The organism is Proteiniclasticum ruminis, from assembly GCF_900115135.1.
In the GTDB taxonomy this organism is placed as follows: Bacteria; Bacillota; Clostridia; order Clostridiales; family Clostridiaceae; genus Proteiniclasticum; species Proteiniclasticum ruminis_A.
In genome coordinates, this window is record NZ_FOVK01000025.1 from 1 (window position 1) to 11,070 (window position 11,070).

11 protein-coding genes, 2 tRNA genes and 1 pseudogene are annotated in these 11,070 nt (G+C 44.0%); 4 read left to right on the forward strand and 10 right to left on the reverse strand.

Annotation, left to right across the window (positions count from 1 at the left end; all coding sequences use genetic code 11):
* Positions 1-360 (forward strand): annotated as a pseudogene (locus tag BM243_RS15325) (hypothetical protein); the annotation flags it as partial.
* Between the two features lie 102 nt (positions 361-462).
* On the opposite strand, the gene BM243_RS14715 reads toward BM243_RS15325, so the two are convergent.
* From BM243_RS14715 to BM243_RS14750, 8 genes are all read right to left on the reverse strand, one after another.
* Positions 463-1,419: an NAD(P)H-dependent glycerol-3-phosphate dehydrogenase gene (locus tag BM243_RS14715; protein WP_074913342.1), complete on the reverse strand. Its 957-nt coding sequence runs from the start codon at positions 1,417-1,419 to the stop codon at positions 463-465.
* 170 nt (positions 1,420-1,589) lie between these two features.
* Positions 1,590-3,626, reverse strand: coding sequence for an LTA synthase family protein (locus tag BM243_RS14720; RefSeq protein WP_074913344.1), 2,037 nt, complete (start codon positions 3,624-3,626; stop codon positions 1,590-1,592).
* Positions 3,627-3,637: 11 nt separating this feature from the next.
* Entirely contained in the window at positions 3,638-4,105 is a 468-nt protein-coding gene (locus BM243_RS14725; RefSeq protein ID WP_074913345.1) for a 23S rRNA (pseudouridine(1915)-N(3))-methyltransferase RlmH, read from the reverse strand.
* On the reverse strand, positions 4,089-4,706 hold the full coding sequence (locus BM243_RS14730; protein WP_143093606.1) for a hypothetical protein: 618 nt from the start codon (positions 4,704-4,706) through the stop codon (positions 4,089-4,091). Before BM243_RS14730 ends, BM243_RS14725 begins: the two co-directional genes overlap by 17 nt.
* 154 nt (positions 4,707-4,860) lie before the next feature.
* Entirely contained in the window at positions 4,861-5,358 is a 498-nt protein-coding gene (locus BM243_RS14735; protein WP_074913347.1) for an SEC-C metal-binding domain-containing protein, read from the reverse strand.
* A 50-nt stretch (positions 5,359-5,408) separates the two neighbouring features.
* A complete protein-coding gene (locus BM243_RS15145; protein WP_143093607.1) occupies positions 5,409-5,582 on the reverse strand; it encodes a CxxH/CxxC protein in 174 nt (57 codons plus the stop codon).
* 2 nt (positions 5,583-5,584) lie between these two features.
* The gene (locus tag BM243_RS14745) at positions 5,585-6,373 is read right to left on the reverse strand and encodes an MBL fold metallo-hydrolase (protein WP_074913349.1); all 789 of its coding nucleotides are present in this window, start codon (positions 6,371-6,373) and stop codon (positions 5,585-5,587) included.
* Positions 6,374-6,384: 11 nt separating this feature from the next.
* Positions 6,385-7,644: a UDP-N-acetylglucosamine 1-carboxyvinyltransferase gene (locus tag BM243_RS14750; protein WP_074913350.1), complete on the reverse strand. Its 1,260-nt coding sequence runs from the start codon at positions 7,642-7,644 to the stop codon at positions 6,385-6,387.
* A 359-nt stretch (positions 7,645-8,003) separates the two neighbouring features.
* Here BM243_RS14750 and BM243_RS14755 point away from each other — a divergent pair, with 359 nt between their 5' ends.
* The 3 genes from BM243_RS14755 to BM243_RS14765 all read left to right on the forward strand — a co-directional run bounded on the left by BM243_RS14755 (position 8,004) and on the right by BM243_RS14765 (position 10,642).
* Positions 8,004-8,555, forward strand: coding sequence for a hypothetical protein (locus BM243_RS14755; RefSeq protein ID WP_074913351.1), 552 nt, complete (start codon positions 8,004-8,006; stop codon positions 8,553-8,555).
* A 111-nt stretch (positions 8,556-8,666) separates the two neighbouring features.
* Entirely contained in the window at positions 8,667-9,662 is a 996-nt protein-coding gene (locus tag BM243_RS14760) for a DnaD domain protein (RefSeq protein ID WP_074913352.1), read from the forward strand.
* On the forward strand, positions 9,659-10,642 hold the full coding sequence (locus tag BM243_RS14765; RefSeq protein ID WP_074913353.1) for an ATP-binding protein: 984 nt from the start codon (positions 9,659-9,661) through the stop codon (positions 10,640-10,642). The genes BM243_RS14760 and BM243_RS14765 overlap by 4 nt, the downstream gene beginning before the upstream one ends.
* A gap of 255 nt (positions 10,643-10,897) precedes the next feature.
* Here BM243_RS14765 and BM243_RS14770 read toward each other — a convergent pair.
* Both BM243_RS14770 and BM243_RS14775 read right to left on the reverse strand, forming a co-directional pair.
* Positions 10,898-10,972: transfer RNA gene (locus BM243_RS14770), tRNA-Thr, on the reverse strand.
* Between the two features lie 3 nt (positions 10,973-10,975).
* Positions 10,976-11,052: transfer RNA gene (locus BM243_RS14775), tRNA-Asp, on the reverse strand.
* Positions 11,053-11,070 lie beyond the last annotated feature (18 nt).

Below are 11,070 nucleotides of genomic sequence, written 5' to 3' on the forward strand. Positions count from 1 at the left end.
CATAACTTTGTAATCAGCTATACGCTGAAACGATCCACGCAAGAGTTTAAAGAACTGGCCTTGAATCCCGATGGATGGAAAGTGACTTCTGAAAACGAAGAGAGCGGCGAAGTTCTGACCATGGAGAAAGTGGTGGAACAAACACTGGAATACAAGACAGAAGGTCTAGCGCTGGACGCACCGGAGGGTGCGGAAGAAGGCGTGAAAAAGAAGCGTGGACGACCTAAAAAGTATCAACACCATGCTGTTCCGGTGAAGATCCATCTGACATGGAGCGCCAAAAGAGCGTCGAAAGACCGCGGTGATCGGCAACGAATGCTTGAAAAACTGTTCATTTTGTTGATTTATATCGAAGCCTGATTTTTCGATACAAAATCTCTTACTTTTCTCCTGAGTTTCATGACAGGCAAAAAAACTGTGGTGAAACCAATTCAGGCTTCACCACAGTACTCTTTCAAAGGATTAAAATTCTTCTTTCAAGCTTCTTACGAACAATCTGTTGAGACTTTCTTTGGGTTCTTTTCCTTCAAAGAGAACCTCGTAGACCGCACTGCAGATGGGCAGATCCACATGATATTTCCTTGATAGCTTCATGATGGCCATGACGGTATAGTATCCTTCTGCAAGAGAATCATAGTCCTCTTTCTTCACAAAGAGCTCCCCGAACATTCTGTTGTGGCTGTATTTCGAAAAGACCGTGGCCTCATAGTCGCCCAGATGACAGAGCCCATAGGCAGAGATCCCATTTCCGCCCATGGCTTCCATAAGCCTTGAAATCTCCCGGGTGCCCCTGGACATCAGCGCCCCTTTTAACGAGGACAATCCCAGTCCGTCCAGCATCCCAGCCGCAATACCAATGATATTCTTCGTTGCTCCTCCGATCTCATTCCCAATGAGATCATTGCCATAGTAGAACCGGATAAGATCCGAAGAGAAGGCTTGAATCAAAAGATCTTTTGTCTCTTCTTCCTTGGCGTCAATGACCATACAGTTTGGAATTCCGCGATAGAACTCCTGAACATGTCCAGGCCCCAGCCATACCGCCACGTTGGAGTTTATGTCCATAAACTCTTCCATGACTTCTGTCAGTCTTTTTCCTGTGGAGATCTCCATGCCTTTCATGCACAGCACATAGGTCTTATTCTTCAGCTCATAGGCTGAAAGCTCTTCCATAAGGCTCCTCAGCCCTTGGGAGTTCACGGAAATGATCACAATCTCCGCTTCTCTGGTTTTACTTAAATCTGTTGTCAGTGTGATTGATTCGGGTAGTGTCAGAAGTCCATTGTCACGGGTTTCCAGAAATCTCGCCATGTTTCTGGAGGTTTCTCTTCCATAAAGGGACACTTCATGCCCTCTGCGGTCCAAATACCACGCAATAAAAGACCCCCATCTGCCACACCCTAAAACTGTTATCTTCATCGTTTCTCTCCAATCTCTTCAATGAATCTATTTTAGGTGAACAAACTGTTGTCCATCTTCTTCATTATAGAAAGGCTCTTGGAATTCTACAAAGAATATTGGAAATCTTCAAGGATTCTTAAGACAATAATACCTGCTGCACTTGTTGAATGCAGCAGGTATTATATTCTCTATTTGCCTAAAACTTTTCCATAATAATCCGTATCGAGGATCATCGCAGAGTAGTAAAACTGTCTTTCGATTTCAGAAGAAACGGCCTTTCTGTAGGTTTCTTTTTCTTCTTCCGTCATGGTGACCCCTGGATTCACAGTGAACACACCTTTGGTCGCATTGTAGCTGCCCACATCTGTGATGAAGCTTCTGTCATTGAAGATGACCTTTGGAGGGGCATCCGAAAGCATGTCCACGCCCATGAGAAGCCTTGAATCAAAGTCTGTGTTCATGAGATTGGAAATGGTCGGGATGATATCAAGACTGGAAACCGGTCTGTCAATGGTCACAGGCTCCATGCCTTTTGCATATAGGATAAAGCTGGATTTATAAAGCTCAAAGTTCTCTTCTACAGTATGACCTGCCAGTTCATCGATATCCGCTTTCTCAAGACCATAAGGATAATGGTCTGCGCTCATGGCGATGAGGGTCTTATCTGCAACCCCATACTCTTCCAGTTTGGCCAGAAGATGCTCCAGAGCTTTGTCCAGCTCTATCTGAGTCGCCATGTAGGCCTTTCCGCCCACCCCATAAGGCAGATGGGAAACCAGGTCTCTATTTTTATAGGCGATGTAGTTTCCATTGAAATCATAGCGCATATGACCGGATACCGTCATGTAGTACGCATGGAACGGTTCATCCTTCATATACTCATCCGTGGTCAGCTCCATCATCTCAAGATCCGACTCCGGCCAGGTCTTTCTCACATTGAGGCCGTTACCCAGTCCTTTATAGTCATACCCCAGGTTTGGATGGGAGATGTCTCTCTCATAGTAGTCATAGGTATGGTTATGATAGGCCATGGTCTTGTAGCCTAAAGGTCTCAGCTGATTTCCCATGGCATAGGGCATGGAAATGGCTCCGGACTTATACATGCTCCATACACCAGATTTTGGAATCAGCCCTGTGGTGGCCACATACTCTCCATCAGAGGTACTGACGCCCCAGATGGGATTGTAGAAGTTTGTGAACCGGAACCCCTCATTGGCAAGCTTATACAGTGTAGGAGTCAGTTCCTTGTCGATGGCATAATGAGAATAGGCTTCTGCTGTGATGAGAATGAGATTATATCCTTCAAACATACCTGTATACTCATTTTCTTTCGTTGGCGTTCTCTCACTGAAGTACACATGCATATTCTTGAGATTCTCATTGGTTTCTTCTGCGATGAGCTTTTCAAAGTCAATATCCGCCACCTGCTCTTCATAAACTGGAGCAGGTTCTTCCTCAGGGCCCTCATTGACAGGACTCTCAGGTTCTTCCGCCACATCCGGAATCTCCACTTTTGGTGGCGGTGGTGCCAGCACTTGCTCAAATCCAAAAATGGTTCTTTGAAGATCCAGTCTCATGCTGGTAAGAAGTCCCAGCTTATTGACACTGGCGACAGGATAATTGTTTCTATAATAAAGGTCATAGGCAGAGTTCACATCCTGATTTCCTAAGTTGATGCCTAGGAGGGCACTGCCGAAGAAAAGAATCATCAGGACACCAACAAATCCTCTTTCAAACCAGGTATGCTGATATCTTGTTTTAAGATTCTTTCCTTTCACACTGAGAAGAACATACCCAAGGAGCGGAACAAAAAGAAGCAGTAAGCCCAATGCATTTTTGCCCATGGCAAACAGAATGTCATTGATGAATTCCAGCACCTGTCCTCCGTTCTTCGCGGAAAAAACCGTATAGAATGTCTTGAAAATCTTGTAGTAAATAAGTTGAGAAGCAAAAAGCAGTGTCATGAATCCCAGGAAAAACCCTAAGAACACTTTCTTTGCTTTCTTTGGCAGAAATGTGCTGAGAAGATAAAAAAGAAATACCAGTGCACTGGATAAAAGAAGCGAATAAAAAATACCTTCATTAAAGAACCCGGATTCCGTCTGGGTTCTTAAGAATAGTTCAAAAATAATCACCGAGACCCATAAATAGAGGAGGATCTGGATTCCTTCAAAGTGGTGCGTCTTCCTTCTGGATGTCCTTCTGTTTGTTTGCCTTTCTTGCATTGCTTTCTCCTTTAAACTCTGTCTTCTATTTTCACAAGTTCTTCCAGCAGCATGATTCGGAACAGCTGATGAGGATAGGTCATCTCTCCAAATGAAATTTTCTGGTGTGCCATGGATAGAATTTCCTCAGATAGGCCAAGGCTTCCACCAATGACAAACTGCACTGCAGTTTCCTCTTCTGAAAACTTTTTTATCATCCGCTTAAACTCCCCAGACTTCAGCTTTTTCCCTCGTAAATCCATCGCCACAATCTTCCCTGAGGGCAGAAAGTGTTTTAACATTTTTTTGCCTTCCAGTGTTTTTACCTTTTCGATTTCCTTCTCACTGGCGCCTTCTTTTGTTTTTTCATCCGGAACTTCCCAAAGGGTCAGTTTCACTTTCTTTCTTAAGAGGGTGCTGAGTTTATCCTCGGCTTCCCGCAAATAGCTTTCTTTCAGCTTCCCCACGGCAATGATCCGCACTTCAAAGTTCTGGTTCATTCATTTCTCCTTTAGAATTTTCTGAAGCTACATCCATCCTCTCAAAAGACCGCAAGAGATCTTCATAATATCCCTTGTTCTCTTCCATATTTTCTGTGAAGCTCCACAGGATCATTTCAATGTAATCTTTCTCCGTTTCGATGACTTCCACTGCATAGGTAATGGATTTGCCTTCCAGTGTTCCTCTGATATAGTACTCTTTCTGATTGGGCTTGAAGGAAAGCGTCACTTCAAAGACTTCTTCCACCTGTTCCAGTCTGGCTGAAATGCTCTCCTTTGAAAGGCTCAGATACTCCTCCAAGGAAAGGCTGCCCCATGCTTCAGATTTTTTCTCCTCTTTGATGAGAAAATGACTTTCATATTGCTCATTATAAAAATAAAGCGCATCCGGGGATTCTATGTTCTTTTCTGCAAAGCGGTTTGTGATCAGGATCCTGTGCATCCCATTTCCAAGCGGATACACCTGAAACTTTTCCGGTTCTTCCATAGACACCGAGGTGCCAGGGTCCATCCCTTCATTTGTCTGATCCAAACTGGAGCATCCATAGATGATACCTAGGGATAGAACCAGACACATACCGATACATACTTTCTTCTTCATATATTCACCATTTTCTTCCTGTTCTTTGTTTTCCTCTATGGTACCCCGTCCCATTTATAAAAGGGTTTCAAAAAAAAGAAGAAGTATTCATAAAATAAAAAGCAGACCCTGACTTATGTCATGGATCTGCAGTATATGTTCCTATGCCTTCTGATTATTTTCCATGGCACTTTTTGTATTTCTTTCCGCTTCCACAAGGACATGGATCGTTTCTGCCCACCTTGTTCTCATTACGGACGGTTCTGGAATCCTTCAGCTGTTTTGCCAGTTCTTCCCGCTTTTCTTCTGTGAGAATATGATCCCAGGCTGGAATATTATATAGATACTCTGCTTTCGCATCCAGCATATTGTAATATAGTCTTTCAAGATCGATATCCAGGATAATCGCATCTTCTTCCCCGATGGTCTCCAGATCCAGAGTGGTATTCAGGGAATCATTGATTCCATCTGTGAACCCCATGACAAACTCTGGAGTTGTGCCGATTTCCTTCGCCAGTTCTCCGATTTTATAGGTGAACTTCTCTTCGGGCTTTTCAAGGATTCTTGCATAGATGGTGCCTTCCACTTTAGAATACTCATCCCAGAATGCTTTTTCACCCTTGGTCTTCACATAATCCACTACCATATCGTTCCAACGCTTGTATAAATTCATTGATAAATCTCCTCTACTGTATAAAATATGCTTTGTTATTATATCATGCCCTACTGATCTTTTTCCACCAGCTTCCCTAAACTCAGCCTGTAGGCTGACTTAGAAGAACAGTAAGCACAAAGATGCTCCTCATCCTTCTCAATGATGGGAAATGTTTCATGCTCTAGAATAAAATCATCTATGGCCATATCATAGTCTTCAAGACAGCTGTATGTGTATTCCATCCTTATACCTCCGTATAGCTGGAAGGTCTGATTCTGCTGGCAAGAGACAGTTCAACATCCATACCAGGACCTATGCGCAGTTTCTCTTCCAGAAAAATATTCTCCACTGTTTTATAGGCAAGTTCCGGAATATTGTTTGTACCTGACAGATGGCCAAGGACAATCTTTTTCGGACCTTCCTTCAGAATCTCCAACGCTGCGAGGCCTGCATCCATATTGGAGAGATGCCCCAGCTCGCTGAGTACGCGCCGTTTCAGCTCATAGGGATAGGGACCGAATTTCACCATTTCCACATCATGGTTGCTTTCCAGAAGAACCAGATCAGAATGCAGAATCGCCCTGCGGATTTCTTCCGTAAAAACACCAATATCTGTAGCCACACTGACCCGCTTCTCACCATGACCTATGGTGTATCCATGGCAGGAAACTGCGTCATGGGGCACACGGAAACTGGAAATATCCAGATCCTTGATTTCAAAATTTCCATCAATGACTTTGATGTTGTGTTCTTTGATTTTACCCAGGCAGCGCTCCATGGCGACCCAGGTTTTCTCATCTGCATACACAGGGATATCAAATTTTCGGGATAGAATGCCAACCCCTTTCACATGGTCAATGTGCTCGTGGGTCACAAGGATTCCATCCAGTTCTCCAGGCTCTTCTCCAATGTTCTCCAAGGCGCTGATGATGCTTTTTCCGGTGAGACCGGCATCCACCAGAAGCCTTGTTTTCTCAGAAGCGACAAAGATGCTGTTGCCGCTGGAGCCGCTGTATAATGAACAAAAAATCATAGTTCCACTTCCTAGTTGTTTTCCACGTGAATGTCTGCTCCAAGAGCTTTAAATTTCTTTTCAATATCAGGATAGCCTCTGTAAATGTGCTCAATATCACTGATTTCAGTCTTGCCGTCTGCAATGAGTCCTGCAATGACCATGGCTGCCCCAGCACGAAGATCCGTTGCCCGGACATTGGCCCCTGAAAGCTTCGATACCCCTTCTATAATGGCAGTTCTGCCTTCCACAAGGACACTGGCGCCCATTTTCTTCAGCTCATCCATATGCTTGAATCTGGATTCCCAGATACTCTCATTGATGATGCTTCTTCCCTTTGCAATGCTCATAAGAACACTCATAGGCTGCTGCACATCTGTTGGAAATCCTGGGTAAGGAGAAGTCTTGATGTTGCATGCAATGAGCTTTTCTGGGTCTGATGTGATGATGAGGCTGTCATCGAGCTCCTCCACAAGAACGCCCATCTCTTCAAGCTTCGCAGAAATGGATTCCATGTGCTTTGGAATGATGTTTTTTATAGTCACACGACCTCCGCAGGCTGCGGTGGCAATCATATAGGTTCCTGCTTCAATCTGGTCAGGAATCACGCTGTAGGTGCATCCGTGAAGCTTCTCCACACCATTGATTCTGATGACATCCGTACCTGCGCCCTTGATGTCCGCCCCCATGGTATTGAGAAAGTTCGCCACATCCACCACATGGGGTTCTCTGGCTACATTTTCAAGTACAGTCTGGCCTTCCGCAAGAGTGGCTGCCAGCATCACGTTGATGGTGGCACCAACGGATACCACGTCAAAAAATATATTGGCACCGATAAGCTTCTCCGCTTTTGCAGAGATGGATCCGTGGTCCATGGTCACCTTAGCGCCAAGTGCCTCAAACCCTTTGATATGCTGGTCCATAGGACGGACGCCGATGGCACAGCCTCCAGGAAGCTCCACCTTGGCACTCTTGTATCTGCCTAACAAAGCGCCTACCAAGTAATAGGACGCTCTCATTTTTCTGACATCCTCAGTATCTGCAATGACCTTGAGTTCTCCAGTGCAGTCCAGAGAATAGGTTGTTCCATTCTTCTCAATCTTACCGCCAATGGCTTCAATAATCCTTTCTAAACAATGCACATCGTCAATATCAGGAATATTCTCTATGATACTGGTTCCCTCTCCCACCATAATTGCAGCGGGAAGAATGGCTACTGCCGCATTTTTTGCTCCACTGATTTCCACTTCTCCATGAAGCTTTGCTCCACCATTGATAATTAATTTTTCCATATAGTCCACCTTTAATATTCATCGCTTTTTTTGAACTCTTCAGAGCATGGGCACTCTCTTTTGTCACATCTCAAATCAAATGGCATTCAAGCCACATTACAATCATCCCATGATAAAATAACACAATACATTATATCACAAATCTGCACCCTTTATCTTCACTAATTATGAACTTTACGGGAAATGAATAAATCGCTATAATCTAGATGTATCAAGGTTCTTCATGAACAGCAGATTCATAGGATAAGAGCCCTTGGAAAAATAGACCAGAGTGGCTCTTCGAAACGTAGACAGGTAGCCCCTATGAGAACCTGCATATATGGTATAATAGAAAAAAACAATCGCGGAGGCAGCAGCTGATGAAATACTATCTTGTAGCACTTCTAGACAAAGAATCTGGAAAAGCCATAGAAAATTCCACAAGACATCTCATTAAGAAAATTAAACCCAAAAAGAAAACTGCTTTTTATGGCATCGTTCTTGAGACCATAGAAGATCCGGATCTTTTCAAGCTGGAAGAAATCATCAAAGACATGGCCAAACCCATCCGCCTTTTTAAGATTGATGTGCAAGGAAAACTCAGCTATGATGAAAAACTGAAGACCATCGGTCTCGAAGTCCTGAACTTCGGCTATGTGAAAAGCCTCTCCAGAAATTTCAACACCATGCTCTCACTTCACGGGTTCAAAGTCCGGGAGGAAAGTGAAGTGGAAGAGAAAGAGTCTGTTCAGCTTGTGCTGTATAATGGGGGCATCACAAAGGACCTCAACCAGTACCAGAATGTTCTCCGAAAGAATGCTGGCATCCGATATCGGGTAGACCGGTTTGAACTGTGGAAAAACTTCAATTTCAAGAAAGATTCTGTGGTGGCTACCATCCCACTAAAGGATCCCAATATCATTTCTTTATAGCACGGGACCTTCTTAAGGTCCCTTCTTTTGCAAATAATACAGAAACAGGCTACTGAATAAGATTCCCTGTTTCTGCTATAATTTTCTTAGTAATCAAATGGAGAGATAACAATGAGCACAATTATGCTACGTCCCTATAAAACAAATACAGTGACCCTTTCCGCAAGCTTTGTGGACTACTATCTGCCTAAAGCCAGAGGTGAGTATGTGAAAGTATACATCACTTTGCTGCGCTATACCCAAATGGGAGAAGATGGCGTAACCACTGCTTTTCTTGCTGAAATTTTAGGACTCCTGGAGACAGATGTATTGAAAGCCCTGACCTATTGGGATGAAGTGGGTCTTCTTTCCATGAAGACCATCGATGCTTATGGGAATGTGTCCATTGAAATCAAAGAGAGCCAAGCTCTGGTAAATCCTGAGCTCCCCAAGAAGAAGCCAGAAATGAGTTCTTCAACAGAGTCAACACCGGAGCCTAAACCAGTTTCCAGTCCTGTTGAGGACAGAAGTCCACTGCTGCATGAAATATCCATGCTCATGGGCAGACCGCTCTCTTCCTCTGATGCAGAGAAATTCCTCTATTTCAAGGAAAAATATCATTTCCCGGAAGAAGTGATTATTCTTCTGGTGCAGCACTGCGTCTCCAAAGGAAAAACCAGTATGCGCTATATTGAAACCGTGGCCATCAGTTGGGACAGCCAGGGAATCAAAACCCAGGAGCTTGCCCAGCAGAACATCAGAAAACATGAGGACAAGTGGACGAACTACCGAAAGGTGCTGACTTATCTGGGCATCAGCGAAAAAGACATTCCAAAGCCTCAAGAGGATCTTCTGGAAAAGTGGTTTTATACCTATGGCTTCACTACGGAAATGATCCTGAAGGCCTGCGACATCAGCTTCAATACCCTTGGAAAAGTGGAAATGGGCTATATCAACGGCATTCTCAGAGCGTGGCTGAAAGATGGGATCAAGACATTGGAAGAACTGGAGAAAAATGAGCGAAAGCCAAGAAAGACTGCACAGAAGAAAACCGTAAAGAAAGATTTCACCGAACGGGAATATGACTATGACGAGCTAGAACGAAAACTATTGGGGTGGGATAAATGATCAAGGGATACCATGGAATCATCATGAAGCGATACGAAGAGCTGCGGGAGGAGGAACGTTCTTCTCTCTTGAAGAGAAAGATGGAAGTAGAAGCAAAAGCACCGGAGCTCATGGATATCGAAAAGAAAATCGCGAAACTCAGTATGGACCTTGCTGTCCTGAACTTCAAAAAGAACGTGAATCATCCGGAAGAGTTTTCCAAGCTGAAAAGCGAGATTGTCGATCTTAGAGGCAAGAGGCTGGAGATTCTCACAAGTCTTGGCTATCCCTTAAACTATCTGGACCATCAGTATGCCTGCAGCAGATGTCAGGACACAGGCTACATCAGGCAGGAAAAATGCACCTGCTACAAAAAGCATCTCATTGAAGCCTATCACAGAACCTCAGACTTCAATGCCCTCATCAAAGAGTTCACCTTTGATAAATTCAGGCTCGACCTCTATGATGACGAAGAAGGTCCCTATCCTCTGTCTCCAAAAGAGAACATGGCAAACATTCTGGAAGCTTCCATGGATTATATCAGGAACTTCAAAGACTCCTCTGTAAATCTTCTCTTTTATGGCAGCCCAGGAACAGGCAAGACCTTCCTCTCCAGCTGCATCGCCAAAGAACTTCTGACTGCCGGATATCTTGTGGTCTACCGCACTGCGGACGGTCTCATACAGAATCTCAAGGATGTGAAATTCAATGAAAATGAGGAACTCCTTGAACTGCTTCTGGGCTGCGATCTTCTCATCATTGACGATCTGGGTACAGAGCTGACCACAGAATTCAGTAAGGTGGAGCTCTTCAACTTTTTAAACTCCAAGCTCCTCAGAAAGAAAAAAATGCTGATTTCAACAAACCTCACCATTGAAAACCTGAAGGATAAGTATGATGAGAGAATCTACTCCAGGCTCGTAGGAGACTTCAATCTGTTCAAATTCCTGGGGGATGATCTTCGGATCAAAAAGAATCATGAACGTAATAAAAAAGCTTAGGACGCCTAAGCTTTTTCTTTTGCACTTTATTCCGTATCATCCTCAGAACTGTTCTTTTTCTGGTCTAGATTTTTTCCTGGAAATAAAAAGTTATCCACAAAGCAATGTAAAAACACACAGTAAACCTTCAAGAAATGTGGATAACTTTGGTATAACTCCCTACTTTTCCACAGAATGCTCACATTTCATAAACAAATCTAGACCATGATATATTTTGGCAAAATAAAAAACTCACTACCTAAATAGTGAGTTTAATGGAGCTGGTGAACGGAATCGAACCATCAACCTGCTGATTACAAATCAGCTGCTCTACCATTGAGCCACACCAGCATGTGGCGACCCAGAAGGGACTCGAACCCTCGACCTCCGGCGTGACAGGCCGGCACTCTAACCAACTGAGCCACTGGGCCATATATATGGTGGGAACA